Annotated in this window: 25 protein-coding genes and 4 pseudogenes; 21 read left to right on the top strand and 8 right to left on the bottom strand. The window is 73.1% G+C overall.

What is annotated here, in order from left to right:
- Positions 1-122 precede the first annotated feature (122 nt).
- From Sm713_RS37905 to Sm713_RS37890, 4 genes are all read left to right on the top strand, one after another.
- Positions 123-1058, top strand: a complete 936-nt coding sequence (locus Sm713_RS37905; protein ID WP_212914458.1) for a M56 family metallopeptidase — start codon at positions 123-125, stop codon at positions 1056-1058.
- Between the two features lie 145 nt (positions 1059-1203).
- Positions 1204-1878, top strand: coding sequence for a phosphatase PAP2 family protein (locus Sm713_RS37900; RefSeq protein WP_212914457.1), 675 nt, complete (start codon positions 1204-1206; stop codon positions 1876-1878).
- 317 nt (positions 1879-2195) lie between these two features.
- The gene (locus Sm713_RS37895) at positions 2196-2924 is read left to right on the top strand and encodes an HAD family hydrolase (RefSeq protein ID WP_212914456.1); all 729 of its coding nucleotides are present in this window, start codon (positions 2196-2198) and stop codon (positions 2922-2924) included.
- A 245-nt stretch (positions 2925-3169) separates the two neighbouring features.
- Positions 3170-3838, top strand: a complete 669-nt coding sequence (locus Sm713_RS37890; RefSeq protein ID WP_212914455.1) for a TetR/AcrR family transcriptional regulator — start codon at positions 3170-3172, stop codon at positions 3836-3838.
- 189 nt (positions 3839-4027) lie between these two features.
- On the opposite strand, the gene Sm713_RS37885 is transcribed toward Sm713_RS37890, so the two are convergent.
- Entirely contained in the window at positions 4028-4402 is a 375-nt protein-coding gene (locus Sm713_RS37885) for a helix-turn-helix transcriptional regulator (protein WP_212914454.1), read from the bottom strand.
- Between the two features lie 210 nt (positions 4403-4612).
- Between Sm713_RS37885 and Sm713_RS37880 the strand changes: the two genes are divergently transcribed.
- From Sm713_RS37880 to Sm713_RS37855, 6 genes are all read left to right on the top strand, one after another.
- Positions 4613-5692 (top strand): NADH:flavin oxidoreductase/NADH oxidase, encoded by a 1080-nt coding sequence (locus Sm713_RS37880; protein WP_212914453.1) that lies wholly within the window; start codon positions 4613-4615, stop codon positions 5690-5692.
- A gap of 140 nt (positions 5693-5832) precedes the next feature.
- On the top strand, positions 5833-6804 hold the full coding sequence (gene mmuM, locus Sm713_RS37875; RefSeq protein ID WP_212914452.1) for a homocysteine S-methyltransferase: 972 nt from the start codon (positions 5833-5835) through the stop codon (positions 6802-6804).
- 114 nt (positions 6805-6918) lie between these two features.
- Positions 6919-8004, top strand: a complete 1086-nt coding sequence (locus Sm713_RS37870) for a sialidase family protein (protein ID WP_212914451.1) — start codon at positions 6919-6921, stop codon at positions 8002-8004.
- Between the two features lie 235 nt (positions 8005-8239).
- Positions 8240-8917, top strand: coding sequence for a uracil-DNA glycosylase (locus tag Sm713_RS37865; RefSeq protein ID WP_212914450.1), 678 nt, complete (start codon positions 8240-8242; stop codon positions 8915-8917).
- Positions 8914-9933: an N-acetylglucosamine kinase gene (locus Sm713_RS37860; protein WP_212914449.1), complete on the top strand. Its 1020-nt coding sequence runs from the start codon at positions 8914-8916 to the stop codon at positions 9931-9933. The genes Sm713_RS37865 and Sm713_RS37860 overlap by 4 nt, the downstream gene beginning before the upstream one ends.
- A gap of 314 nt (positions 9934-10247) precedes the next feature.
- Complete coding sequence (locus Sm713_RS37855; protein ID WP_212914448.1) at positions 10248-11171, top strand: hypothetical protein; 924 nt, start codon at positions 10248-10250, stop codon at positions 11169-11171.
- A gap of 161 nt (positions 11172-11332) precedes the next feature.
- Here Sm713_RS37855 and Sm713_RS37850 read toward each other — a convergent pair whose 3' ends face one another.
- Positions 11333-12370, bottom strand: coding sequence for a lactonase family protein (locus tag Sm713_RS37850; protein ID WP_249416942.1), 1038 nt, complete (start codon positions 12368-12370; stop codon positions 11333-11335).
- 112 nt (positions 12371-12482) lie between these two features.
- On the opposite strand from Sm713_RS37850, the gene Sm713_RS37845 reads away from it, so the two are divergent.
- A complete protein-coding gene (locus Sm713_RS37845) occupies positions 12483-13259 on the top strand; it encodes an HAD family phosphatase (protein WP_212914447.1) in 777 nt (258 codons plus the stop codon).
- 172 nt (positions 13260-13431) lie between these two features.
- Here the strand turns inward: Sm713_RS37845 and Sm713_RS37840 are convergent, their stop codons facing one another.
- Positions 13432-13626: a hypothetical protein gene (locus Sm713_RS37840; protein ID WP_212914446.1), complete on the bottom strand. Its 195-nt coding sequence runs from the start codon at positions 13624-13626 to the stop codon at positions 13432-13434.
- A gap of 7 nt (positions 13627-13633) precedes the next feature.
- Between Sm713_RS37840 and Sm713_RS37835 the strand changes: the two genes are divergently transcribed.
- The 8 genes and pseudogenes from Sm713_RS37835 to Sm713_RS41340 all read left to right on the top strand — a co-directional run bounded on the left by Sm713_RS37835 (position 13634) and on the right by Sm713_RS41340 (position 16470).
- Entirely contained in the window at positions 13634-14182 is a 549-nt protein-coding gene (locus tag Sm713_RS37835; protein WP_212914445.1) for an isocitrate/isopropylmalate family dehydrogenase, read from the top strand.
- Positions 14179-14439 carry a hypothetical protein gene (locus tag Sm713_RS41090; protein ID WP_249416941.1) on the top strand — a complete coding sequence of 87 codons (261 nt, stop codon included), beginning with the start codon at positions 14179-14181 and terminating at the stop codon, positions 14437-14439. Before Sm713_RS37835 ends, Sm713_RS41090 begins: the two co-directional genes overlap by 4 nt.
- A pseudogene (locus tag Sm713_RS41345) lies at positions 14406-14522 on the top strand (aspartate aminotransferase); the annotation flags it as partial. The gene Sm713_RS41090 and the pseudogene Sm713_RS41345, both read left to right, overlap by 34 nt.
- A gap of 109 nt (positions 14523-14631) precedes the next feature.
- Positions 14632-15336: pseudogene (locus tag Sm713_RS37830) on the top strand (pyridoxal phosphate-dependent aminotransferase); the annotation flags it as partial.
- Positions 15337-15371: 35 nt separating this feature from the next.
- Positions 15372-15668: pseudogene (locus Sm713_RS41910) on the top strand (acyl-CoA dehydrogenase family protein); the annotation flags it as partial.
- Positions 15669-15726: 58 nt separating this feature from the next.
- Positions 15727-16029 (top strand): acyl-CoA dehydrogenase family protein, encoded by a 303-nt coding sequence (locus Sm713_RS37820; protein WP_212915110.1) that lies wholly within the window; start codon positions 15727-15729, stop codon positions 16027-16029.
- Positions 16023-16121, top strand: a pseudogene (locus Sm713_RS41905) (hypothetical protein); the annotation flags it as partial. The gene Sm713_RS37820 and the pseudogene Sm713_RS41905, both read left to right, overlap by 7 nt.
- An 88-nt stretch (positions 16122-16209) precedes the next feature.
- Positions 16210-16470 (top strand): acyl-CoA dehydrogenase family protein, encoded by a 261-nt coding sequence (locus Sm713_RS41340; RefSeq protein WP_283249844.1) that lies wholly within the window; start codon positions 16210-16212, stop codon positions 16468-16470.
- 166 nt (positions 16471-16636) lie between these two features.
- Here the strand turns inward: Sm713_RS41340 and Sm713_RS37805 are convergent, their stop codons facing one another.
- Positions 16637-19924: a glycoside hydrolase family 2 TIM barrel-domain containing protein gene (locus Sm713_RS37805; protein WP_212914443.1), complete on the bottom strand. Its 3288-nt coding sequence runs from the start codon at positions 19922-19924 to the stop codon at positions 16637-16639.
- A 268-nt stretch (positions 19925-20192) separates the two neighbouring features.
- Positions 20193-20615, bottom strand: coding sequence for a secondary thiamine-phosphate synthase enzyme YjbQ (locus Sm713_RS37800; RefSeq protein ID WP_212914442.1), 423 nt, complete (start codon positions 20613-20615; stop codon positions 20193-20195).
- Between the two features lie 221 nt (positions 20616-20836).
- Between Sm713_RS37800 and Sm713_RS37795 the strand changes: the two genes are divergently transcribed.
- The gene (locus tag Sm713_RS37795; RefSeq protein ID WP_212914441.1) at positions 20837-21928 is read left to right on the top strand and encodes an NAD(P)-binding domain-containing protein; all 1092 of its coding nucleotides are present in this window, start codon (positions 20837-20839) and stop codon (positions 21926-21928) included.
- A 24-nt stretch (positions 21929-21952) separates the two neighbouring features.
- Here Sm713_RS37795 and mltG read toward each other — a convergent pair whose 3' ends face one another.
- Positions 21953-22810 carry an endolytic transglycosylase MltG gene (gene mltG / locus Sm713_RS37790; protein ID WP_212914440.1) on the bottom strand — a complete coding sequence of 286 codons (858 nt, stop codon included), beginning with the start codon at positions 22808-22810 and terminating at the stop codon, positions 21953-21955.
- A 43-nt stretch (positions 22811-22853) separates the two neighbouring features.
- Positions 22854-24653, bottom strand: coding sequence for an ABC transporter ATP-binding protein (locus tag Sm713_RS37785; protein ID WP_249416939.1), 1800 nt, complete (start codon positions 24651-24653; stop codon positions 22854-22856).
- 157 nt (positions 24654-24810) lie between these two features.
- Here Sm713_RS37785 and Sm713_RS37780 point away from each other — a divergent pair, with 157 nt between their 5' ends.
- Complete coding sequence (locus Sm713_RS37780) at positions 24811-25320, top strand: MarR family winged helix-turn-helix transcriptional regulator (protein WP_212914439.1); 510 nt, start codon at positions 24811-24813, stop codon at positions 25318-25320.
- A gap of 194 nt (positions 25321-25514) precedes the next feature.
- Here the strand turns inward: Sm713_RS37780 and Sm713_RS37775 are convergent, their stop codons facing one another.
- Positions 25515-26216 (bottom strand): L,D-transpeptidase family protein, encoded by a 702-nt coding sequence (locus Sm713_RS37775; RefSeq protein WP_212915108.1) that lies wholly within the window; start codon positions 26214-26216, stop codon positions 25515-25517.
- Between the last annotated feature and the right edge of the window lie 35 nt (positions 26217-26251).

Here is a 26251-nt window from a genome sequence, read left to right as displayed (position 1 = left end):
CCACCGGAGTTCCCCGTGGGGTGACGGCCCGCCATCCGGCCGCCACGGGATCCGGCGTGGCGTACGTCACTTGCCCCGCCATCCCATGTCGCTGCTCGGCCGCCGCTCCTAGGCTGGCGCTCATGATGGTGCCCGTGGCATTGCTGCTGCTCGGCGCGTTGATCGCCGCTGTCGGACCGAGGTTGCTCGCCCGTGCCGACTGGTTGGAGCGCGAGCCCGTCGTGGCGCTGTGGGCATGGCAGTGCGTGGTGGCGGCCGTCTTGCTGTGCTGTGTCCTGTCGATGACGCTCAGCGCGTCCGTGGCGTGGCTGACGGTACGGGGACAGGTGTTCGCGCCCGCGCCACGTCCGGTCGTCGAGGCGTACGCCCTCGAAGCGTGGCGCCCGTGGGCCGCGACCGTGGCCGTGGTGCTGGCCTGCGGCGGGTTGTGGACCGCGGCGATGCTGGTCCGGGAGATCATCAGGGCGCGCTCCCGGCGGCGCAGGCGGCGCGCCGAACTCCTCGTGCGCGCACCGCAGCTGCCGGGTGAGACGCCGGCCAGCGACCGCCTCGTGGTGCTGGAGAGCGAACGCCCCGACGCCTGGTGGCTGCCGGGCACCGAGCCCCGTCTCGTCATCACCACCGCGGCGTTGCGGCGTCTGAAGGGGCGCCAGCTGGACGCCGTCGTCGCCCACGAGGAGGGGCACGCGCAGGCCCGGCACGACTGGCTGCTGCACTGCTCGGGCGCGCTCGCCGAAGGCTTCCCGCAGGTCCCGGTGTTCGCGGCGTTCCGCAGGGAGATGCACCGGCTGGTCGAACTCGCCGCCGACGACGTGGCGTCCCGTCGCTTCGGCCGGCTCACGACCGCCCTCGCACTCGTCGAGCTGAACGAGGACCGGGGCGTCTTCGGCCCCGGCGGCGCCCCGGGCGCCCATGTCCCCCAGCGGGTGCACCGCCTCCTCACCGCGCAGTCACGGCTCTCCGCCACACGCCGCCTGCGGCTCACGGCGTTCGCGGCCCTGGTGCCGGTGATACCGCTGCTGGTGACCTTCTGGCCCGGGCTGCGGGCACTCCAGTAGCGAGGAGCTTCCAGCAGCATGTAGGACCGCGCTGTGCGGACATCGCCGGCGCCGCTCCCCCGGCCGGCCTCGATCGCTCACCCGGCACGGCCTCCCCGGGCGTGGAATTCCGGACCGCGTCCCGCCCGTCGGCGAAGATCGCCGCATGCGCCCTGCCCAGCCGTCCGGAGCCCTGCCACGGCCACGTGTCTCCCGCGCCGTGCTGCTGACCGTGCTCCTGTTGTCCGTGCCCACGGCGCTGATCGTGGCGCTGGTGGCGGTGCGCTGGCAGCCCTTGATGGACTGGGACGCCTCCGTGGCACGCACCGTGCACCGGCACGCCCTCTCCGACCCCGGCACGACCCGGGCGAGCCGGGTGCTGACCGACTGGGTGTGGGGCGTCTGGCCGATGCGTGTGGTGGGCGCCCTGGTGGCGGCCCTGCTGCTCTGGCTGAGGGCCTGGCGAACGGCGCTGTGGCTGGTCGCGACGTATGTGTGCGGCACGCTGGTGCAGCAGGCCGTCAAGGCCGGAGTGGACCGGAAGCGCCCGGCGTGGCGCCATCCGCTGGCCTCGGTGGACTATGCGGCCTTCCCGTCCGCGCATGCGATGACGGCGGTGCTGGTCTGCGGAGCACTGCTGTGGGTGCTGCACCTGCGCGGTGGCGGGGGACGCTGGTGGTGGCCCGCCGTCGCCCTCGCCGCGATCAGCGTGGTGGGCGTCGGCCTGACCCGGCTGTGGCTCGGGGTGCACTGGCCCTCCGACGTCCTGGGCGGCTGGCTGCTGGGCGCGCTCGTGGTCTCGGTGGCGGTGGCCGTGTCGGCCGCCGGGCGCGGCCGCTGAGAAGCCTCCGTACGCCACGCGCGCGGGGCTTCGCCCCCATGGCCAGGTCTCGTCCCGTGCCCGCGGGCACCACCGCCGCGCCGGCCATCCCCGCCTCGGCCCGTCCGCATCCGGGCCTCCTCCGACCGTCCGCAAGACGACAGCCGACCCATCGGCCGGCCCCGGCCCGAGCACCGGCTCCGGCCCAGCCCCGGCTCCGGCTGCGTACGCCGGATTCCGTCCTCCCCGCGCGGCCCGCCCCCGCTCCCGTCCGAACGCAGTACGGAAACCGGGCGGACGCACTTGACCCCTGCCCCGCGGAGCCAAAGGATCTTCGTATGACCACAGGGGTGCTGTTCGATTTCTCGGGGACGCTCTTCCACGTCGAGCCGGTCGAGAGCTGGCTGCGCGCGGTGCTCGACGCCTCGGGCGTGCGGATGTCGGAGGACGAGGTGGAACGTGCGGCCGCCGGGCTTGCCGCGGCCGGTGCGCTGCCCGGGGGCTCCACGCCGGAGCGGGTGCCGGACGAGCTGGCCCATGCCTGGGCGACCCGGGACAGCACGGCCGCCCTGCACCGCAGCGCGTACACGGGCCTGTCCCGCCAGGTGGAGCTGCCGGATCCGGCCCTGCACGACGCGCTGTACGACCGCCACATGCTCCCCGAGGCGTGGCGGCCCTACCCGGACGCCAAGCCGGTGCTCGCCGAACTGCGCGGGCGCGGCGTGGCCGTGGCCGTGGTCAGCAACATCGGCTGGGACCTGCGGCCCGTCTTCCGCGCCCACGGCCTCGACGACCTCGTCGAGGCATATGTGCTGTCGTACGAGCACGGCATCCAGAAGCCGGACGCGCGGATCTTCAAACTGGCCTGCGCCGAGCTGGGCCTGGCTCCCGAGGAGGTGCTGATGGTCGGGGACGATCGCAGGGCCGACGGTGGAGCGGCCGGCATCGGGTGCGGCGTCCACTTCGTGGAGCACCTGCCGGAGACCGAGCGGCCCGACGGCCTGCGGCCCGTGCTCGACCTGGCCCTGGGTGCCGAGCCCGGCCCCGGGGTGGACGGCCTGGGGTGATGGCCCCGGCTCGGGTCCGGCACGGCCCCTCTTCGGGGCTGATCCGGACCACGCTGTCGGCCCTCGGAAGGCAGGGCATATGCTGACGGCATACCACAGAGCGGAATAATGCCGTCCGCATGGACGATCCCCCGCGTCGCCCATGCGGACGGCAGCCACGCACACCTCACCCCTTCAACAGAGGCCCCGGCGGCGGGACGTACCCAGTATATTGGCTGTGGGCCAGTCAACGCAGGAGTTACAGAATGTCCCCTCGTAGCGCATCGGTCAATGAAGAGTTGCGCCGGCGCTCGCGGGAGCGACTCCTGCAGGCAGCCCTGGAGTTGGTGAGCGAGCGGGGGTACGACTCGACGACGCTGGCGGGGATCGCCGATCGCGCCGGTTCGGCGCGTGGCCTCGTCTCGTACTACTTCCCCGGCAAGCGCCAGCTCGTCCAGTCGGCGGTGCACCGGCTGATGCACCGCACCCTGGACGCGGCCCTGGAGCGCGAGCCGCGCACACAGGACGGCCGGGAGCGGATGGCCCGGGCCATCGACGCGATCCTGGGGCTCGCCCGGGACCAGCCGGTGCTGATGCGCACCCACATGGCAGGCATCCTGCAGGCCGAGGGGTTCGTGCAGTGCCCGGAGCAGCAGCGGCTCGCCGAGCTGCTGCGCGACACGGTCCAGCGGTACGGCTCCACGGCCGTCGACAGCGATTACCCCATGCTCAGGGCGCTGCTGATGGGCGCCGTCTTCGCGGCGCTGGTGCCGGGCGCGCCGATGCCCCTACCGACGCTGCGCACCGAGCTGTTCGACCGCTACCGGCTCGACTGGGAGCAGGGTTCGCCACCCGGCGAGTCCACCGACGGGCGCGATGCGCAGGAGCCCGCGGACCTGTCCATGTTCTTCGACCCGCGTCCCGCGTCCGAGTAGCGGAACGGGTCGGCCGCTAGTCCCGGGCGCCCGGCACAGGGAGCATCGCGGACCGCGGACCACCGGTCACGGTCAGAGTCCGGAGTCCTCAGCCGTGCGCTCAGGCACGCTGCGGCGGGTACCGAAGGGGGCTGCACGGCCTGCCGGACCTGCGAGCCCTGCACGCCCCGGCGCCGGCCGTCGAGGGCGTCAGGCGTCCGTCAGGGGTTCGCCGGACGCCGCCAGGCGCCGGTCCTCCCGCTCGGCGGCGTCGAGGACGCTGTCGAGCAGGCCGGGGAAGAGGGCGTCCAGGTCCGACCTGCGCAGGGCGTTCATCTTCGCGGTGCCGGAGTATGCCTGCCGGATCACGCCGCTCTCCCGCAGCACCCGGAAGTGGTGCGTCGTCGTGGACTTGGTGACCGGCAGCCCGAAGAACCCGCACGGCACATCGCCGTCACAGGCCGCCAGCTCCCGGACCACCTTCAGCCGCAGGGGATCCGCAAGCGCGTGCAGTACCGCCTCCAGCCGTATGGCTTCACGATCCGGGTGGGCGAGGGCCCGGGGGCCGGGTGCGGCGGTGGTCACGGCGGCTCCACTTCGTCGGGCGGGCACGATGAGCGGTTCGTCGGCGGCGAGCGGTGAACGGCGAGCGGTCCTCCAGGGCCGATCGAGCGCGATTATACGATGCTTATCGTAGTTTGACATTTCACGTACTACGAAGAGTATCGTCCTAATGGGCTGCTCCGGTGTGACGCCGGGCGGCCTTCCACCTGCCCCCGTTTCGAGGAGTCCGCCGTGAGCGCCCTGTTCGAGCCCTGCACGCTGCGTTCGCTGACCGTTCAGAACCGCGTCTGGATGGCGCCCATGTGTCAGTACAGCGCCGCCGCCGAGGGACCCGAGCAGGGGGTGCCCGCGGACTGGCACTTCCAGCACCTGGCCGCGCGTGCCGTCGGCGGCGTCGGCCTGATCCTCACCGAGGCCACGGCCGTGAGCGCCGAGGGCCGCATCAGCCCCTTCGACCTCGGGCTGTGGAACGACACCCAGACCGAGGCGTTCCGGCGGATCAACGCCTTCCTCAAGGAGCAGGGCGCCGCGCCGGGCGTGCAGCTCGCCCACGCGGGCCGCAAGGCGTCGACGGACGCTCCCTGGAGGGGCGGCACACCGCTCGGCAGCGAGGAGGGCGGCTGGCCGGTGGTGGGGCCGAGCCCGGTGCCGTTCGACGAAGGCCACCCGGTGCCCGCGGAGCTGACGGTCGAGCAGATCCACGGGATCACTGAGGAGTTCGCCGCGGCGGCGCGGCGGGCCCTGGACGCCGGCTTCGAGGTCGTCGAGGTGCACGGGGCGCACGGCTATCTTCTCAGCCAGTTCGTCTCCCCCCACTCCAACCACCGCACGGACGAGTACGGCGGCTCCTTCGAGAACCGCGTCCGCTTCGGCCTGGAGGTCGTGGACGCCGTCCGGGCCGTGTGGCCCGAGGACAAGCCGCTCTTCTACCGGCTCTCCGCCACGGACTGGCTGGAGGAGGGCGGCTGGACCCCCGACGACACCGTCCGCTTCGCCGCCATGCTCCGCGACCACGGCGTGGACCTCCTCGACGTCTCCTCGGGCGGCAACGTGCCCCACGTGCGCATCCCCGTGGGCCCCGGCTACCAGGTTCCCTTCGCGGCCCGGGTCAGGAACGAGACCGGGCTGCCGGTCGCCGCGGTCGGGATGATCACCGAGGCGGAGCAGGCCGAGAAGATCGTCTCCGGCGGCGAGGCCGACGCGGTGCTGCTCGCCCGCGAGCTGCTGCGCGACCCGTACTGGCCGCGGCACGCGGCCCAGCAGCTCGGCGTACCGGCGCACGTCCCGGACCAGTACAAGCGGTCTCTCTGAGGCGCTTCCCTCAAGGGAGTGCTCCCTTGAGCATTCGCCCGACCCCGCGGCGCTCCGCAGTCGCGGGGTCGGGCCCCGGAGGTGCGGGCCCCGGAGGTGCGGGCCCCGGCGACGGGTGCGGTTGGGTTAGCGTCGGTGGCGTGAACGGTGCTGCGACATTCGCGGACGCGCTCGCCCGGGGTGCCCTCGTGCTCGACGGAGGCCTGTCGAACCAGCTGGAGGCCGCGGGCCACGACCTGAGCGACGCGCTGTGGTCGGCGCGGCTGCTCGCCGACCGGCCCGAGGCGATCGCGGCGGCCCACCGCGACTACGCCGAGGCCGGTGCCGACGTCCTGATCACGGCCAGCTACCAGGCCACCTTCGAGGGCTTCGCGCGCCGTGGCATCGGCGGTGCGCGGGCCGCGGAACTGCTGCGGCTGAGCGTCCGGCTGGCCACGGAGGCGGCGCCGGGCACCGAGGGCCGCCCGCGCTGGGTGGCCGCCTCCGCAGGCCCCTATGGGGCGATGCTCGCGGACGGCTCGGAGTACCGCGGCCGTTACGGGCTGAGCGTGCCGGAGCTGGAGCGCTTCCACCGGCCCCGCCTTGCGGCCCTGGCCGGGGCCGAGCCGGACGTGTTCGCACTGGAGACCGTCCCGGACGTGGACGAGGCCCGGGCGCTGCTGCGCGCGGTGCGCGGGCTCGGGGTGCCCGCCTGGCTGTCGTACAGCATCGACGGGGACCGGACCCGGGCCGGGCAGCCGCTCGAGGAGGCCTTCGCGGTGGCGGCAGAGGCGGACGAGGTGATCGCGGTCGGCGTGAACTGCTGCTCCCCGCAGGACGCGGACACGGCGGTACCGCTCGCCGCCCGGATCACGGGCAAGCCCGTCGTCGTCTACCCGAACAGCGGGGAGCGGTGGGACGCCGCGGCGCGCTCCTGGCGTGGCCCCAGCCGCTTCGCACCGGGCCGGGCCGGGGCCTGGTACGCAGCCGGTGCCCGGCTGATCGGCGGCTGCTGCCGGGTGGGCCCGGACGCCGTCGCCGGCGTGGCCGCCGAACTGGCTGAAACCCCATCCGCCCGTGCCGGCACCGAAGGCCCCGGCCGTTCCCCGTCCACACCGAGCCGGTACCGCTGACCTGCGGTGGCGCTTCCCGGTTCCGGGGCGGCCGCGCGCGTCGGGGTCCGCTGTCAGTGGTGCGGTGCACACTGAGCCATGGCTTGTCAGCGCTCCTGTGGAGGTGATTGCGTCATGGCCGAGGTCCTGCTCACCGTGGGCACCAGGAAAGGGCTCTTCGTCGCCCGCAGACGTGCGGGAATCTGGGAGTTCGACGACGCCCCGCACTTCACCGCGCAGGCCGTGTACTCCGTCGCCCTCGACACCCGGGGGCCGGTCCCCCGCCTGCTGGCCGGTGGCGACAGCTCCCACTGGGGCCCGTCGGTCTTCCACTCCGACGACCTCGGGCAGACGTGGACGGAGCCAGCGCGGCCCCCGGTGAGGTTCCCCGAGGACACCGGCGCCTCGCTGGAGCGCGTCTGGCAGCTCCACCCGGCCGCCGCCGAGCCGGACGTGGTCTACGCCGGCACCGAACCCGCGGCGCTGTACCGGTCGGAGGACCGCGGCGAGACCTTCGAGATGGTGCGCCCCCTGTGGGAGCACCCGACCCGCGAGCGGTGGGTACCGGGCGGCGGCGGGGAGGGGCTGCACACGGTGGTCACCGACTCCCGCGACCCCCTGTCGGTGACCGTGGCCGTCTCCGCGGCCGGCGTCTTCCGCACCCGCGACGGCGGCGCGAGCTGGAGCCCGTCGAACAAGGGCGTGTCCGCGGTCTTCCTGCCGGATCCCCATCCGGAGTTCGGCCAGTGCGTGCACAAGATCGCCCAGGACGCGCTCGACCCGGACCGCCTCTACCTGCAGAACCACTGGGGCGTCTACCGCAGCGACGACGCCGGCGCGCAGTGGACCGACATCGGCGAGGGCCTGCCGTCCACGTTCGGCTTCGCCGCCGCCGCGCATCCGCACCGCGCGGACACCGCCTACCTCTTCCCGATCAACGCCGACTCCGACCGCGTCCCCGCGGGCCGCCGCTGCCGGGTGCACCGCACGGCCGACGCCGGCGGCACCTGGGAGCCGCTCTCCGCCGGCCTCCCGGAGGAGCACCACTACGGCACGGTCCTCAGGGACGCCATGTGCACGGACGACGCGGACCCGGCGGGCGTCTACTTCGGCAACCGCAACGGCGAGGTCTACGCGTCGGCGGACGACGGCGACAGCTGGCAGCAGCTCGCCGCGCACCTGCCCGACGTGCTCTGCGTGCGGGCGGCGGTGATCGGCTGACGGCGGCCCGGCGGGGTGAGGTGGGTGCGGGACGCGGCCGTACAGGCGGCGCTGCGAGGTGCGGGGCACGGGCTGTAGCGGAGGCGCTGCAAGGAAGTGGGCACGGGCCCTACGGGCGGCGCTGCTGGGAGGCGCCGCGCGGCGCGGGGGGCCGGCCGCGGCGCCCCGGTGGCAAGTGGGGCGCCCTCCGCGCGAGTTGATCTCGGCGCGGTCCCCGGCAGTAGAGTGACGCTCCGTGGCACCACGACCCTTGCATGAAATCGTCGAAGAAGGCTGGGCGAAGGCTCTCGAGCCCGTCGCGAACCGGATCTCCTCCATGGGGGAGTTCCTGCGGACGGAGATCGCCGCGGGACGCACCTATCTGCCCGCCGGGCAGCATGTGCTGCGAGCCTTCCAGCAACCCTTCGACGACGTTCGCGTCCTCATCGTCGGCCAGGATCCTTACCCCACCCCGGGCCATGCCGTGGGTCTTTCGTTCTCCGTGGCACCGGAGGTCAGACCGCTGCCGGGAAGCCTGGTCAACATTTTCCGGGAGCTGAGCACGGACATGGGCCTGCCCCAGCCGAGCACCGGCGACCTCACCCCGTGGACGCAGCAGGGCGTGCTGCTGCTGAACAGAGCGCTGACGACCGCCCCCAGGCGCCCCGGCGCCCACCGCGGCAAGGGCTGGGAAGAGGTCACCGAGCAGGCCATCCGGGCCCTGGCGGCACGGGGCACGCCGCTGGTGTCGATCCTCTGGGGCCGCGACGCGCGCAACGCCCGCCCGCTGCTCGGCCCGCTGCCGGCGGTGGAGTCGGCCCACCCGTCGCCGATGTCGGCGGACCGGGGGTTCTTCGGTTCGAAGCCGTTCAGCCGCACCAACGAGCTCCTCGTCGGGCAGGGCTCCGGCCCGGTCGACTGGAGACTTCCGTGAGCGAGCCGGACCGCCCGGCGCAGGGGGCCGGCGTGGACGCCGTACTCGCCGTGGACTCGGGCGGATCGGGACTCCGCGCCGTGCTCGCCGGACGGGGCGGCACCGGAGCCCCGTTGGCCTCGGGCACCGCCGTCCGCACCGGACCCGGCGGCATCGATCCGGGCCACATGATGGAACAACTGGTGCCCATGGTGCGCGAGCTGACGGCACGCACCGGCGGCACTGGCAGGCTGGGAGCGGTCGCCATCGGCGCGGCGGGCATGGCCACCCTCGGCGACGCGCTCCGCGCCGAGCTGCCCGGCGCGCTGCAGAAGGAGTTCGGCACCCGCAGGGTGGCGCTCGCCGCCGACGCCGTGACGGCCTACGTCGGCGCCCTGGGCTCCCGCCCGGGCGCCGTGGTCGCCGCGGGCACCGGCCTGATCGCGCTCGGCACGGACCTGGAGAGCTGGCGCCGGGTCGACGGCTGGGGCCACCTGCTCGGCGACTGCGGCTCCGGCGCCTGGATCGGCAGGGCCGGCCTGGAGGCGGCACTGCGCGCCTTCGACGGACGGCGGGGCGGATCGACCGTGCTGCTGGAGCGCGCCGTGCGGATGTTCGGGCCGGCGTCCGAACTGCCGGGGAAGGTCTACCCGCGCACCGACCGGCCGGCCTGGCTCGCCTCGTTCGCCCCGGAAGTGGCGGGCGCCGCCCGGGAGGGCGGCGGGGACGACGTGGCGGTGGGCATCCTGCGTGCCGCCGCCGGCCACATCGCGGAGGCCGCGGCGGCCGCCTGCCCCGCCACCGGCCCCTGCGACGTCGCCCTTACCGGAGGCCTCCTCCAAATCGGCGAGCCCCTGATGGGCCCGCTCCGCGACGCACTCGCAGAGCAGGTCCCGCATGCCCGCCAGGTCCCCGCCGCCGGCGATCCGCTGGCCGGCTCCGTCCGCATCGCCGTCGACCTCGCGGACGACCGCCTGGCCCTGCCGCGGGACGGCCGCATGCTCTACGTCGAGCCGGGGCAGGCGCCCGCGGCGTGACGCACCGCCCGGCCGCGCTCGCGGGGCCGGGCCGGGCAGCGCCCGCGGATCCCGGCGGCGCTCCCGCGAGCAAGCCGACCGCCGGAGCGAGGAACGCCTCTCGCGCCCCCACACGGTCACCTTCCGCCCCTTGGCGCCCGGATACCCGCACGCGTCCGCAAAGTGCGATATTCCCCATCCACGCCCATGACATCCCGTTCGCCACCATCTGGCGTGCGCCACCCCGTTCCGCCACTCCGACAAACAGGGATATAAACCGCCCACCTCCCCCTCCCCGAACAGAGATGCCCGGAAAACCAGTAGCATGCGGCGCCATGAGCTCCCCCACTGGGCCCGCTTCCGGCCTGCCTGTACGTATGCCGCCACCCCGCAGGTCGGGGCGGCACCGCCGTCCGGAGCCCGTCGCGGCTCCCGAGGGTGCACCCGCGCTCGTTCTCGCCGTGCCGGGCACCCCCGGCACGGACACGCGCAGCCTCGCCGAGGAGGTCGTGAGCATCGCGCGCTCCGAGCTGCCCGGCCTCGACGGCCGCATCGGTTATCTGGACGGCGGGGACGACACCGAGTTCCCCGGACTCGCGACGGTGCTCACGCGAACCGTGGAGGAGCGCACGGCCCGTTACGAGCAGGCCAAGGCCGCCGGTGCCGAGGTGACCGAGCCCGAGGGGCCGGCCGCCGTCGTGGTGCCGCTGCTCGCCGGCCCGCACCCCGTGCTGCTCGACCGCATCCGCCAGGAGGTGGCGGCGAGCGGGACGCCGGCCGAGCTGACCGATGTGCTCGGCCCGCATCCCCTGCTCGCCGAGGCGCTGCACGTGCGCCTCTCCGAGGCGGGCCTGGCGCGCGCCGACCGTGCCCGCCTGTTCACCGTGGCCACCGCCGCCGACGGCATCGTCCTCGCCTCCGTGGGCGGCGCGGACGCCGTGCAGGCCGCCGGCATCACGGGCATGCTGCTGGCCGCGCGGCTCGCGGTTCCGGTGATGGCGGCTCCCCTGGACGAGGAGGGCGCCATCGCGGCCACCGCGGAGGAACTGCGCGCCGCCGGTGCCGGGCAGCTCGCCCTCGCCCCGTATCTCATCGGCCCGGAGATCGACAGCGCGCAGCTGGAGACCGCGGCCAAGGAGGCCGGCTGCTCCGCCGCCGAGCCCCTGGCGGCCTACCCGGCGGTCGGCAGGCTGGCGCTGTCCCAGTACGCCGCCGTGCTGGGCATCAAGCTGCCGGAGCAGGGGACCCCGGGCCGCTGACGGCCCTTCGGCCACCGGGCGCGCACGGGCACCGCGAGAGTCCGCCCCGCCTGGAGCGGGGCAGCGGCTCCTCGCGAGTCGCGCGGAGGCACCTCCGGCGTGCGGGCCCCGGATCCGGCTCCCGCCCGGGCTCCGCGCCGTGGCGCGACGGTGCGGCGCGGTCAGTCGAAGACCACACAGGAGGCCGCGGGGGCCTCGATGGCTCCACCCCGGGCCGGAACGCCGGTCTTTGCGTCGAGCGTGAACCAGGTGACGTCGCCGGACCGCTCGTTCGCCGCGTAGAGGAACCGCCCGGAGGGGTGGAGGGCCAGGTCGCGGGGCCAGCGGCCGCCGCAGGACACCGTGGCGGTGAGGGTGGGGCGGTCGCCGTCGCCGTCGAGCGCCAGGACCGAGATCACGTCCTCTCCGCGGGTCGCCGTCCAGGCGAACCGGCCGTCGGGGGCGACGACGATCTCGGACGGGTAGGCGTCGCCGTCCGGCGCGCCGGCGAGCACGGCGGTCTCCGGGCCCGTCTCCAGCACGCCGTCCACGGGGTCCCAGCGGCAGACGGTCATCGTCGGGGTCAGTTCGTTCAGGACGTAGGCGCGGTGACCGCGGGGGTGGAAGGCGAGATGCCGGGGCCCTGACCCGGGTCGCAGGGCCGTCTCGTGGTGGAGCTTGAGTCCACCGGAGGGGTCCAGCGCGCAGACGCGCACCGAGTCGGTGCCGAGGTCGACGCTCACCGCCCAGCGGCCCCCGGCGGCCGCGAGCACCTGGTGGGCGTGCGGGCCCTGCTGGCGCTGCGGGTGCGGTCCGCGGCCCTGGTGCAGCAGCACGGAGGTTCGCCGGCCGAGCCGTCCGCCGGACTCCACCGGCACCGCGGTCACGCTGCCCGACCCGTAGTTGGCGGTCAGCACGTGCCCGGCGTACGGGGCGAGGTGCGTGGGCCCCGAGCCGCCGACGGGCACCGGATCTCCCGCAAGCCGAAGGCCGCCGGCGGTCACCTCGAACGCGGCGAGCGCCCCGTCCTCGGTCTCGCTGACCGCGTAGAGGGTCTCACCGGAGGCGGAGAGCGCGAGGTACGACGGGTCCGGGACCTCGCCGGTCGCGTCCAGCGCCGTCAGTGCGCCGGTGTCCGGCTGCACCGCGGCCGTGAGCACCCCTCTGCCCCCGGCCGCGGTGAACGATCCGATGTACGCCCGGCTGCCGCCCTTGCCCACGTGTGTCCCCTCTCGGCTCCGTGTCGTCGCGGCCGACGGTAGCAGCCCGAGCCGTCTGGTCCGGACCAATTGAAGCCGCGCGTGGCGGGATCGGCTTGGCATGCTGGGAGCCATGACAAGCCCCGGCGACAGCGCACGCCAGACCACTCGTCCCACGACCGCCGCGACCGCCCTGCCGGCGGTCCTCTTCGACCTCGACGGCACGCTGGTGGACAGCGAGCCGCTCTACTACAAGGCGGGCCTCGGCACCCTGGCCGACCACGGCGTCACCGGTTTCACCTGGCAGGACCACGAGGGTTACGTCGGCATCAGCACCCGCGAGACGGTGGCGCTGTGGCGGGAGCGGTACGGCATCGCGGCGTCCGCGGACGTACTGCTGGAGGACATGGAGCGGCGGTATCTGCGGCTGGCGCGCACCGAAGCCAGGGCCTACCCGCAGATGCGGTCCTTCGTCGACCGCCTGAGCGCGGCAGGGGTGCCGATGGCGGTGGCCTCCGGGTCGTCCCGGGCGGCGATCGAGGCGGTGCTGGCGGGGACGGGCCTGACGGCGCTGCTGCCCGTGAGGGTGTCCTCGGACGAGGTGGCGCGCGGCAAGCCCGCCCCCGACACGTTCCTGGAGGCGGCTCGGCGGCTGGGCGCGGCCCCCGGCGACTGCGTCGTGGTGGAGGACGCCGCCCCCGGCGCCCTGGCCGCCCGGGCCGCCGGTATGCGCTGCATCGCGGTGCCCTACGTGGCCGCGCAGGCCGAGGATCCCGGCTTCGCCTCCGCCCAGCTGCTGTTCCGCGGGGGCCAGGACGAGTTCACGGCGCAGGCCGCTTTCACCTGGGTGATGCAGGCGGTGCGGGACAGCCGCGACGGGTGCGCGGCCGGGGTGCCGCCACAGGGCTAGCCAGGACAGCATCGGCCCCGGGCCGGCTCCTTCCGACCGGCCCGGTGCCGTGCGGCACCACGTCGAGCAGCACCACGCCGAGCCGTGCCATCGCGCCGGCGGCGGTCACCTCCGCAACGCGACCGAGCGCCCGGGGGCGGTTCGACGTGGTGCGTGTCAGCCGGCGCGAGACTCAACGGCGAGGCCGGCCCCGACCGGCGACGAGGGCGTCGGTCAGAAGCGACAGCAGCTCGATGGCGAGTGCCACGTGTTCGACGTTGCCCGGCAGCACCGCGTAGATCTCGCGGTCCAGCCGCGAAGCCAGGCGGCGCGCGACGGTCGATCGTGATTCGTGCGGTGCGAGGCCGGGAAACGTCAGCGTCGACAAGGCCGGCGTGTTCGCCACCTCGCGCCTGTGGCGGCGCACCGCAGGGGAGGTCAGCGCGAGCACCGGCATCCCGTTCGACAACGTGAACGTGGACCGTGCCGCGTACGAGTTCGTGAAGTACCCGGAACTCCCGGCCGTCGTCGTCACCGAGGGCATCTTCGGCGACATCCTCTCCGATGTCCTGTGCGCCCGCGCGCGCTCGCCGGCCCTGTGCGGCTCGGCCACCATCAACCCCGACCGGCGGTTCGGCTCCGGTGCGACCGCCCTGTTCGAGCCGTCGCACGGCTCCTCACCCCACCGCGCGTGGTCCCGCCGCTCCAACCCAACAGGGGGGTGGCTGGCCCTGGCCGACCTGTTCGACTGGTGCCCGGACCTCGCACCGCTCGGCCTCGCACCGCGCGTGCGGGAGGCGCTCGACGCCACCTACCGCGGCGGCGCGTTGACCTACGACCTCGCCACGGACGGCACGCCGGCGGTCGGAATGGACGAGTTCAACGCCCGGGTCCTCGACGCTCTCGACCTCACGAGGTCCGGTCTCACGGGCGCCGGCCGATGAGCATACCGACCGATCGGATCCGCGCCGCCTCCCGCCGCCCCGCCCCGCTGGGCACCACGCCGGGCGGCGCGATCTCGCTGGCGATGGGTGAACCGTTCTTCCCCACCCCGGCGCCGATCGTCGACCGTGCGATCTTGGCCCTGCGCCGGGGCCGGACCCGTTACGAGGCCCTGACCGGGCCACCCGTGCTGCGGGAGACGCTGGCGGAACACTGTCCGCCGACGTGGGCCGCGATCTCGACCCCCGGCAGGTCGTGATCACCCACGGCGCCAGCGCCGGGCTCGCCGCGGCCGTCCTCGCGCTGGTCGATCCCGGCGACCGCGTCCTGATCCCCGAACCGACCTACTCCCTCCCCGCCGACCACGTCGCGATGGCCGGCGGGGAGCCGGTCTGGGTGCCGGGGTTCGACCTGGGACCGGACCGAGCAGGAACTCCCGCGAGCCCGGCTCGTCGTCGTGTGCAACCCGAACGATCCCACCGGCGCGGTCCTCAGCCGGGAGGAACTCACGGCGCTGGCCGAACTCGTCGCCACCAGCAACGCCTACCTTCTCCTCGACGAGGCCTACGCCGACATCGTCTTCGACGGACCGTTCCACTCCGGGCTCCGGCTGCACGAGCTCACGGACCGGGTCGTGTGCTGCGGGACGTTCTCCAAGACCTTCGCGATGACCGGCTGGCCCATCGGGCACGTCGTCGCGCCCGCCGCCGTGGCCGAGGAGACCAACCTCGTCCACCGCAGCCTCAACGGAGCGGTGAACACCTTCGCGCAAGACGCGGCACTCGCCGCGCTGCCGTTGCGGCGTGCGCTCGCCGCGGACGCCGTCGTCGCCTACCGGGATCGGCGCGACCGCGTGGTGGAACGGCTCTCCGGGCTGCCGGGGGTCGTGGTGGAGGTGCCGCGCGGCGCGTTCTACGCGTTCCCGAGAATCCGGAGTGGACTGTCCGCCGAGGAGATGGCGACCCGGCTTGCCGCCGGCGGCGTCCTCGTCCGCTCCGGCTCGGAGTACGGGCCCTCGGGCGAGGGGCACGTCCGGCTGTCCTACGCCACCAGCCTGGAACTTCTGGACGAGGGCCTGGACCGGCTGCGTGCCGTCCCGCCCTCCCTGACCGCGACAGCGGTGCCGTCACGACCGCATCGAGGAGGAACACCATGACGTTCTGGAGGTAGCACGTCGACGAGGCGCTCGCCGCGCCGGCGCGGGAGTTCGCGCAGCTGCGGGTACGACCGGTCGCCGATGAGCTCGAACAGGCCGACGTCCACCCTGCCGGCCTCGTCGCCGAGACCGCCGAAGCGGACTGGAACTCCATGACGCTGCCGAAGCGCTACGGCGGTTCGGAGGCGCCGGCGGAACACGCCCTCGCCGTGTTCGAGGAGCTCGGAGCGGGCAGCGCGAGCCTGGGGGTCTCGCTGATCTCCATCTTCCAGAGCAGCAAGATCATCGAGCTGTACGGGTCCCGGGGCCTGGTGAAGCGCGTCCTCCCTCGCTACGCGAAGGGACTGCGCGCGTCCTACGCGCTCACCGAGAGCGGCCGCGGCAGCGACCATCCGGTCGCTCGAAACCAAGGCACGCAGGTCCGGTTCCGGCTGGGTCGTGACAGGGGAGAAGGCGTTCATCACGTCCGGGTCGGGAGCGGACTTCTTCGTGGTCCTCGCGGAGACCGACATCGGCGTGTCGACGTTCGCCGTGGAGCGGGACACCCCTGGCGTGTCGACCCGCGAGACCAGGGGGGCCGAGACCTTCGGCCTGCGCAACGGCCCGCACGTGAACCTCGTCCTCGACGACGTCGAACTCCCCGAGGACGCCCTCATCGGTGTCGAAGGCAAAGGGCTGAAGCAAGCATGGTGACGCTCTCCAACAGCCGCACCCTGGCCGCGGGGATCTCGCTGGGCATCGCCCGCGCGGCGTTCGACGAGGCTTTCGCCTACGTGAGCGAGCGTTCCGCATTCGGCGGCAAGGTCATCGACTTCCAGGGCATCCAGTGGTACTTCGCCGAAGCGCTGCCGAAATCGACACTGCCCGCCTTCTGTGCTACCAGGCTGCCCGCGACCTCGACAGCGGCGGCGACTACCGCGCTCGTCCTCCGCGGCGAAACTGGTGTCGGCATCACTCGCCACCAAGGTCTCCGCCATCGCCGTCCAGGTCTGCGGCGCGCACGGAACCCAGGAAACAGCGTCCTTCGGCCGCTACCTCCGGGACGCGACGGCGTACGAAGTCGCCGGCGGATCCTCGGAGATCCTCAAGAACACCATCGCGAAAAGCCTGATCAGGACGGCGCAGTCCGCGTAGCTGCCGTCGGCTGCGGCGGGGTCCGGAACCGGCCTCGCGCAGGACCTTCAGCAGACCCGGCGCACGTGCGCGTGGCCATCCGGCGGCCCATGGCTCCCTCCGACCCGGGGTCGCGTGCGCCTGGTTCGCGACCCCGGGCCGGCGCGGCCGTCTCGCTCGGCCCCCCTCAGGCCTCCCCGCCGGCCGGCAGGCCCCGCAGGCTGACGATCCGCAGGAAGCCGCCGGCCTCGTGGGGGCGCCGGCTGGTCAGGTCGATGCGGACGGCGCTGGTGGCGACCGGCTCGAAGGCGATCACCGTGGGCTGGTCCGAGGCGGTCGCCCAGGTGATGACGGGGCGGTCGACCGGCACGTACTCCCTGCCGTTCCAGTGGCTCACCGTGGCCGACGCGGGAAGGTCGTGCGTGCCGTCGATCGTGAACACCGCCTCCACTGCCCCGACCCGCCGCCGCTCGGGCCAGGTCAGCGACACCCACGCGGTGGGGTGCGCCTCGCTGATCGCGGGCAGCAGCGCCGTCGGGGCCATGGTGTAGGCGTTCGACCACGCGGTCGCGGGGTCACCGTCCAGCATCTTCGCTGGAACGGTGTCGGGGGCGCCGGAGAAGCCGGCATCCGCCTCGGGCCCCGACGCGGCGGAGGAGGACGCGGCGGGGGCCGTGGCCGCCGCCTGGGCCGGCGCGGTGGTCCCGTCCGGGGCCCCGGCTGCGGACGCGGGAAGCGCCTTGGCCTCGCGGGCCGTGACCGACGCGGAGTCCGGCCGGAGCCCGTCGGCGTGGGCGGTGACGGTGATCCTCCCCGCGTCCCGCCCGGCCCGCACGATCGCGAGGGCCTTGCCGTTGAAGGCGCTCCGGGTGGCCGACTGGTGGTTCTCCGCGCTCTCCTGCCGGCCGTTGTCGGCACCCGCGAGGTGGCCGCCGGTGACGGTGAAGGTCAGCGCGTGGCCGGCGTCCGGCACCGTCACGCCCCGTGCGTCGGTCACCTCGGCGGTGACGAAGAAGAGCGCCCTGCCGTCAGCGGTGACTTCCGTACGGTCGGCGGTCAGCCGCAGCGCGGCCGGCTGCCCGGCGGTGCGCAACACGTCACGGGCGACCTCCGCGCCGTTGCGCCGTGCCACCGCGACGAGCTTGCCGGGGGCGAACGGCACCTGCCAGGTCAGGCGCAGATGCCCTGCGCTGCCGTTCGGGCTGGTGTAACTACCCGGGTAGGGTCCGGAGGTGACGGTCTTGTCGTCGCCGGTGGCCTCGGTGGTCTCCAGATAGGCGGTCCCGTACCCGGTCTTCTTCCTGTCGAAGCGGCGGACGCCGAGGGACGACCCGTTGAGGAAGAGCTCGGCCTCCTCCGCGTTGCTGTAGGCCCACACCGTCACCTCCTCCTTCGGGCGGTGTCCGGTCCAGTCCATCGGCAGCAGGTGGACCATCGGCTCCTGGCTCCACTGGCTGCGGAAGAGGAAGAACTGGTCCTTGGGGAAGCCCGCGGTGTCCACGGCGCCGAAGAACGACGACTTCACGGGGAACACATCGCTGTACGGGGTCGGCTCCCCGAGGTAGTCGATGCCGCTCCACACGAACTGCCCGGCGTGGAACTCCCGGTCGCGGTCCTTCTTGAGGACGTACTCGCCGCTCATGGTCCACGATTCGAGGTTGTTGTCGTAGGACGAGACGCCGCGCCGACCGGGTGTGTAGTTCTCGCCGGTGTTCAGCTGGCCGGGGTTGTCGTAGACGCCCCTGGCGGAGGTGGACGAGGAAGACTCCGACTCGAAGAAGAACGTGTCCGGGTACTTCGCGTGCAGGGCGTCCACGGAGGCCGCGGTGTTGTAGTTGAGCCCGACGCCGTCCAGCATCCGCAGGATCAGGTCCCGCGGCGAACCGTCCTCGGGCACGTCGCGGTACTTGTCCGAGCCGATCACCACGGGCCGGGTCGGATCGGCGGCCCGGACTGCCTCTATCAGCGCCTTGGCCATCGGCACGCCGGCGGCGCTGGTGCTGTCGGGGATCTCGTTGCCGATGGACCACATCACCACCGCGGGCGAGTTCTTCGCCGCGTTGACCATCTCCGTGATGTCGTCGTGGCTGTGCCCGTCGAAGAACCTGCCGTAGTCGTACGGGTTCTTGGGGGTCCGCCAGCAGTCGAAGGCCTCCACCATGAGCAGGACGCCGAGTTCGTCGCAGAGGCCGACGAGCCCGGGTGCGGGCGGATTGTGCGAGGTGCGCAGTGCGTTGACGCCCATCTGGCGCATCAGCGTCAGCTGACGGCGGGCGGCATCGGGGTGGAAGGCGGAGCCGAGCGCCCCCTGGTCGTGGTGGAGGTTGACGCCCTGCAGCTTGGTGCGCCGGCCGTTGAGCGAGAACCCGTGGTCGGGGTCGAAGGCGAAGTGGCGGAAACCGAAACGGGTCGTCGTCTCGTCGCGGGTGCGGCCGTAGACGCTGACGCTGGTGTGCACCGTGTACAGCGCGGGGCCCCCCGCTCCCCCGGCCCCAGGGCTCCCCGAGGCCTTGGCCCCGGGGGTTGCCGGCGACCCGGCCGGCGGCTCCCCGGAGGCCCCGGACGGAAGAACGCCGGCCATCTCCGTCGACCAGAGCCTGGGGTGGTCGACGCGCACGCGGATCGTGGCAGTGGTGGGCATGCCCGTCAGGGTCGCCATGGTGCGGCCGCCGGCCACGACCTTGCCGTCCGGGTCCACCACGACGGCCGTGACCTGCGCGGGAACGGCGCCCTCCGTACTGACGGCGACCGCGGCCACCTGTACCTCGGCGTGCTGGGCGGCGAGTGACTCGGCGAGGCCGGGCGTGGTGACGGTGACACCGTGCCGGGTGAGGTGGACGGCATCGGTGACCACGAGGCGCACGTCGCGGTAGATGCCGCTGCCCGAGTACCAGCGGCTGCTCGGGATCTGGTTGCGCACCCGGACAGCGAGCATGTTGGGCGTCGTGCCGTCGGTGTGCGCCAGGGTGGTGAGGTCGGCGGCGAAGCCCGTGTACCCGTACGGGTGGGCCGCGACCAGTTCGCCGTTGAAGTGCACCTGCGCGTCCATGTAGACGCCGTCGAACTCGACCGACAGCCGCTTCCCCAGGGCCGCCTGCGGCAGGGTGAAGGTCTTCGTGTACCAGCCGAGCCCGCCCGGCAGGTAGCCGCTGCCCGCGGTGGTGTGCTCGTCCCTGCGCGGATCGAGTTCGATGCTCCAGTCGTGGGGAAGGTCCACGTCGCGCCAGCCAGCGTCGCCGGCGGCCGGCTGGGGGGCGTCCTCACCCGTGGTGTTGACCAGGACGAAGCGCCAGCCCTGGCGGAGGTCGACGGTACGTACGGACCCCGCGTCCGGCAGCAGGTCCGGGGCCGGGCTGTCGCTGCCGGCCGCTGCGCCGACGGCGGCCGACGCGGGTGCGGCCGTCCGGAGGGCAGCCGCACCCGCGAGCGCGGCCACGCCCGCCCCGCTCAGAGCCGTTCTTCGAGAGATCGCCATCCGTGCCTCCTGGGCCGTGGTCGTCGCGGCGGCACTCCGGACGGCGCCGCCGCGCTGGCCGAACAGATGGCGAGTGTGTCGCTCTCTGTTTGCTTTAGTCAATGAACTAAACAAACCTTTTCACCGCGACTCACCGCGCCGTGCAGGGGCAGTGGGCATCACGTGGGGCACGTGGCGCGGACGGGCCGGATGGGGCGGACACATGGGCCTGCGGCAGCCGAGCCGGGCCAGCTCGTGTGCCATGAGCACGGCCGGGCGCGGGTGGCCTTCAGCCCAGGAACGTCAGGCGCACAGTCCGGCGCGGGTTGTCCCGGTTGGTGTCGACCAGGCACACCGACTGCCAGGTGCCCAGTTCGAGGCTCCCGCCGACGACGGGCAGCGTGGCGTGCGGCGGGACGAACGCCGGCAGGACATGGTCGCGACCGTGCCCGGCGCTACCGTGCCGGTGCTGCCACCGGTCGTCCGCGGGGAGCAGGTCGCGCAGCGCGGCCAGGAGATCGCTGTCGCTGCCCGCGCCCGTCTCGATGAGGGCGATCCCCGCGGTGGCGTGCGGCACGAACACGTTGAGCAGGCCGTCCCTGCCGTCGGCCACCTCCCTGAGGTAGGCGTCGCAGGTCCGGGTGATGTCGACGACGGTCTCGTCGGACCCGGTGGTGATGTTCAGGTTGCGTGTGCTGAAGGCGTCGGGCATGGCCCCATCCTGCCCCGGGATACGGGATTCACCGCGCCGCCACGGAGGGCGCGCCACGACCCGGGAGGCCGGCGGCGGTACCTCCCCGCCCTGGGGCGTTCCCTCTCCACCCGGGAGGCGGCTCCTCCCGAGCCCCCCGGGCCTCCCGAGCCCCTCGGGCCTCCCGGGGGGCAGCCGGGTCCGCCGGGAAGATCCCGCCAGCGCCCATAGTTAGTAGAAGCGTGAACGAATTCCTGGGCACGGACGTCGATGTGCTGGTCGTCGGCGCGGGGCAGGCCGGACTGTCCAGCGCCTTCCATCTGCGCCGCACCGGCTTCGAGCCGGGCGCCGGCTTCCTCGTGCTCGACCACGCGCCGGGCCCCGGCGGCGCATGGCAGTTCCGCTGGCCGACGCTCTCGTACGGCGTGGTGCACGGCATGCACTCGCTCCCCGGGATGGAGCTGACCGACGCCGACCCCGCCCGGCCGTCGTCCGAGGTGATCACCGAGTACTTCACGGCGTACGAGCGGACCTTCGACCTGCGCGTGCGACGGCCGGTGGACGTGCACGCGGTACGCGAGGGCACCGGTGGCCGCCTGCTCGTGGAGACATCGGCGGGGAACTGGGCGCCGCGCGCGCTGATCAACGCCACCGGCACCTGGGACCGGCCGTTCTGGCCGCGCTACCCCGGACAGGGGGGTTTCCGCGGACGGCAGCTGCACACCGCGCAGTACCGCGGCCCCGAGGAGTTCGCCGGGCTACGGGTGGTCGTGGTGGGCGGCGGGTCCTCGGGCACACAGCACCTGATGGAGATCGCCCCCTACGCCGCCGCGACGACCTGGGTGACCCGCAGGCCACCGGTCTTCCGCGAGGGCCCCTTCGACGAGAACCGGGGCCGGGAAGCCGTGGCGCTCGTCGACGAACGGGTCCGGCAGGGGCTGCCGCCGTTGAGCGTGGTCTCCGTCACCGATCTGCCCCTCACCGACGCCATCCGGCGGGCGCGCGCCGAGGGGGTGCTCGACAGGCTTCCCATGTTCGACCGGATCACCCCCGAGGGCGTCGCGTGGGACGACGGCCGCCGTATCGAGGCCGATGCCATCCTCTGGGCGACCGGCTTCCGGGCCGCCATCGAACATCTTGCGCCGCTCCGGCTGCGGGCGGCAGGCGGCGGGATCCGGGTCGACGGCACCCGGGTGGTCGCGGACCCGCGCATCCATCTCGTCGGCTACGGCCCCTCGGCCAGCACCATCGGGGCCAACCGTGCGGGGCGCGCAGCGGTACGGGACATCCGGCGACTGCTCGCGGGGCAGCCCGGGGAGCCTGTCGCGGCCTGAACTCAGCTCGTCATCCGGGGGTCGTCATCCGGGGCTCGTTATCCGGGCGGCCTGGTGATAGCGGTTGAACTCGGCCACGTTCCGCATCTGCTCTTCGTAACTCGATGTGAACCGCGTGTCCCCCGGCTTGACGGTCACGAAGTACAGCCAGTCGCCCGGCGTGGGATTGACCGCGGCCTGCATCGCCCGCGCGCCGGGGTTGCCGATGGGCGTGGGCGGAAGGCCCATCCTGTTGTACGAGTTGTACGGGCTGTTGACCTTGGTGTCCTGCTCGGTGGTGTGGACCGTGGAGCGGTTCAGCCCGTAGTTCAGCGTGGAGTCCATCTGCAGCGGCATTCCGCGCGAGAGGCGGTTGTAGATGATGCGCGCCACCTTGCCCATGTCGTCGGGGCCGGCGGCCTCCGCTTGGACGACACTGGCGATGGTGACGGCCTGGTAGACGTTCAGGGCGTTCCCCTGGGCCCCTGTCGTCACGCCCCGGTCGCTGAACTTCTTGTTCGCGGTCTCCACCATCTCGGTCAGCAGCGACACCGGGGTCGTGTGCCGGGTGATCAGGTACGTGGCCGGAAAGAAGTACCCCTCCGGATTTCCCCGCGCCTCCTGCGGCAGTGCCAGGTGCACCTGGGCCACGGACTTCTTGGCGGTGCCCGCGGGAACCCCGAGCGCCTTGTCCACTGCCTCGTACACCTGGCTGGTGCGCCAGCCCTCCGGGATCGTCAGCGTCTGCGGGGGCTCCGTGTGGTGCTCGTCGGGTGCCAGCGATGTCACGATCACCGCGATGACGGCACCGAGGGCGAGCGCACATGCGGTGCTCACCACGAGCCGGCCTCGGCGCGTGAGCCGTGCCCTGCTCCGCCTCCGTCGCGGGGGTGTGGATCTCATGGCGGCACGGTAACCCGCATATGCCCCGAAACCGGGCATATTTTCATTTCGCCTGCTCCAAACGTGCGTCTCTGTGGACCAGGGCCGCGTAGCGCCCGCCCGCCTGGAGGAGTTCCTCGTGCGTGCCGCGCTCGGCTATCCGGCCGGCGTCGAGCAGCACGATCTGGTCGGCGCCGCGGATCGTGGAGAGCCGGTGCGCGATGGTGATGGTGGTCCGGTCGGCGGAGAGCGCGTCGAGGGCCTCCTGCACCGCCTGCTCCGTACGGTTGTCCAGCGCGCTGGTCGCCTCGTCGAGGACGAGCACGGGCGGGTCGCGCAGGATGGTGCGGGCGATCGCCAGACGCTGCTTCTCGCCTCCGGAGAAGCGGTGGCCCCGCTCCCCCACGAGCGTGTCGTACCCCTTCGGCAGGGACGCGATGTGCTCGTGGATCTGGGCGGCTCGGGCGGCGGCGACCAGATCCTCGTCGGTGGCGTCGGGCTTGGCGAAGCGGAGGTTGTCGGCGACCGAGGCGTGGAAGAGGTAGGTCTCCTGGGCGACCACCCCGACCGTGCGCGCAAGGCTCTCGAAGTCCATGTCGCGCACGTCGACACCGTCGATGGTGACGCGGCCGGCCGTGACGTCGTACAGCCGCGGAACCAGGTAGCTCAGCGTCGACTTGCCCGCCCCCGTCTGCCCGACCACGGCCAGGCTGCCGCCCGCGGGGACGGTGAGGTCGATGCCGTCGAGCGTCGGAGCCGCCTTCTCGTCGTAGCGGAACTCGACCCCGTCGAACCGGATCTCGCCCTTCACCTCGCCGAGCCGCACCGGACGCGAGGGCTCCTCGATGTCGACGGGCAGATCGAGGTACTCGAAGATGCGCTGGAAGAGCGCGAGCGAGGTCTGTATCTGCACACCGGTCGCCAGCAGGCTCACCGCCGGCCTGAACAGGCCCTGTTGCAGCGAGACGAAGGCGACCAGCGTACCGATCGAGACGGTCGGGCCGCCGAAGTGGAATGCGAGGCCCGCCGCCCAGTAGATGACGGCGGGCATGGCGGCCATGACGATCGTGATGACCGCCATGCGCCATCGGCCCGCCATGTTCGACCGGACCTCGAGGTCGACCAGGCCCTCGGACTCGACCGCGAAGGAACGCGTCAGGGAGTCGGCCCGCCCCATGGTGCGGCCGAGGAGGATGCCGCTGACGGACAGGGATTCCGTGACGGTGGCCGCCATCGCCGCCATCTGCTTCTGCCGTTGCGTGGCGATCTTCTTGCGTTCCCGCCCGACCTTGCGGCTGATCCATACGAACGCCGGCATCAGCAGCAGCGACACGACGGTCAGGCGCCAGTCCAGCGCGACCATGGCCACGAAGGTCGCCACCACACTCGTGACGTTGGAGACCAGGGAGGTGGCCGTGGACGTGACCGTGGCCTGCATGCCTCCGATGTCGTTGGCGATGCGGGACTGGACCTCGCCGGTGCGGGTGCGGGTAAAGAACGCGAGGGACATGCGCTGCAGACGGCCGTACACGGCGGTGCGCAGGTCGTGCATGACGCGCTGGCCGACCGTGGTCGAGATGAGTGTCTGCAACACGCCGAAGACGCTGTTGACCACCGCGCTGAGGATCATGCCCAGGGCGAGGAGGCTCAGCAGGCCGGTGCGGCCTTGCGGGATGGCCGTGTCGAGGACGGCCTTCAGCAGGAAGGGCGTGACGACCGACACCAGGGACGAGGCGCAGACGAGCAGGCCGACGAAGGCGAGGCGACCACGGTAGGGGCGGAAGAGCCGGAGGATCCTGCGGGTCTGGCGGGGCTGGTCCGGATCGGCGTCCGGCGGCGTCCAGGGGGACTTTTCGGTGCGCAATGGGCTCCTATGGGGATCGGGACGACAGGAAGGCCTGCGGACGCGCGGCATCGTGAGCTGGGCGACCACTCGGCGGCGAGCATCCAGGCAAGCCGTACAGAGCTTAGCTCATTGTTACCTATACTCACAATGAACGAAGCCCTGATATGGTTCCCGCATGAGCACCCCAGATGCCGACGGCCTGCTAGCCGAGCAGCTGCTGCGCCTGACGCGCCGCGTGCACCGCATCCAGAAGCGCCATCTGGAGGGGTCCGAGCTCGGCATCACGCCGGCCCAGTCCCGGCTGCTCCGTGTCCTCGCTCAGTACGGGGCGCCGCCGAGCATGGCGGACCTCGCGCGCCATCTGGAGGTCGTGCCCCGCGCCGTGACCACGCTGGTGGACGGCCTGGAGAGCCGGGGCTCGGTGCGACGGGCCCCGGACCCCGGAAACCGCCGGGTGATACGGATCGAGATCACCGACGACGGGCGCCAGGCGCTCAAGGAGCTGCGGCGGGCGCGGCGGGTGGCGGCGGAGGAGATCCTCGCGCCGCTGAGCGACCGCCAGCGGGAGGTTCTGGGCGGCCTGCTGTCCGCCCTGCTGGACGACCCGGACGTCCCACCGGGCGCTCCCGCACGGTGCGGACCGGCCGAGGCACCCGCGACCGGCCAGCAGCACGCACGGACGTAACGGCAGAAGCCCAGCGGGGAGAACGGCCGGGACCGTGCGGGCCGGACCATCCGGGCATCGGGGGGCCTGTCCAGCGGGTGCACGGCGACGTACCGCCGGGCGCTGGTCGCCGACCGGACGGCTGCTTGACGGACGGCGGGCAGGCGGGCGGCGGTTGGCCACGATGGCACGCGGGGCGCGGGCGTAAGCCGCGCTCAGGACTCCAGGTCGGCGTCGTCACCCATGACCACGACGGGATGCTGCCGCGGGTCCAGCGTGCGGAGCAGGTACTCCATCGCGGATCCGGGCAGGCTCACACATCCCGATGTGCCACTGCCATGGTCCAGATGCAGCCAGATGCTGCCGCCCTTCGTATAGCCCTGAGGGCGGTGCGGGTCATCGGGCGGGGTGCCCTTGACGCGGTTGTAGTCGATGGCGATGACGTAGTCGAAGTCGTGGTGGTACTCCCTGCCCCAGTACGCCGGAGCCTGGAACGCGGCGGACGCCGTGTACGGCAGCCTGGCACCCGGGTCGGGCAGCACCCCGCCCGCGTCGCTGAGCGTGAACACGCCCACCGGGCTGCGCTTGTCGCCCTCGTGGTGGTCGCGGGTCCACCCCTTCTTGCCGTTGTGCGCGGACCAGGTAGGGCCCTTGTGCCACGCATCACCCTGCTTGGTGAACAGCGTCACCGTGGAGTCGGCCGAATTCCGCCCCTTGCCGTGAACGGCTACCACCTGATGAGATCCGGATGGGATCCGACGGCGCAGCGCCTCACCCACATCGGGGATCTGGTCGAGACCCACGGGACGTGGCCGGGCGTGCTCGGTCCGGTCCGCGGCGGCGCCGTTCTTCGCCGCTGCCGGCTCGTCGGCGTGCCCGCATGAGACCAGGGCGCCCACCAGTACGCCGCAGGCCATGGCGGTGCGGACGGCCCGGGCCAACCCGCCCGGAC

Source organism: Streptomyces sp. TS71-3 (assembly GCF_018327685.1).
Classification (GTDB): Bacteria; Actinomycetota; Actinomycetes; order Streptomycetales; family Streptomycetaceae; genus Streptomyces.
This window is presented reverse-complemented; position numbering and strand designations above follow the sequence as displayed.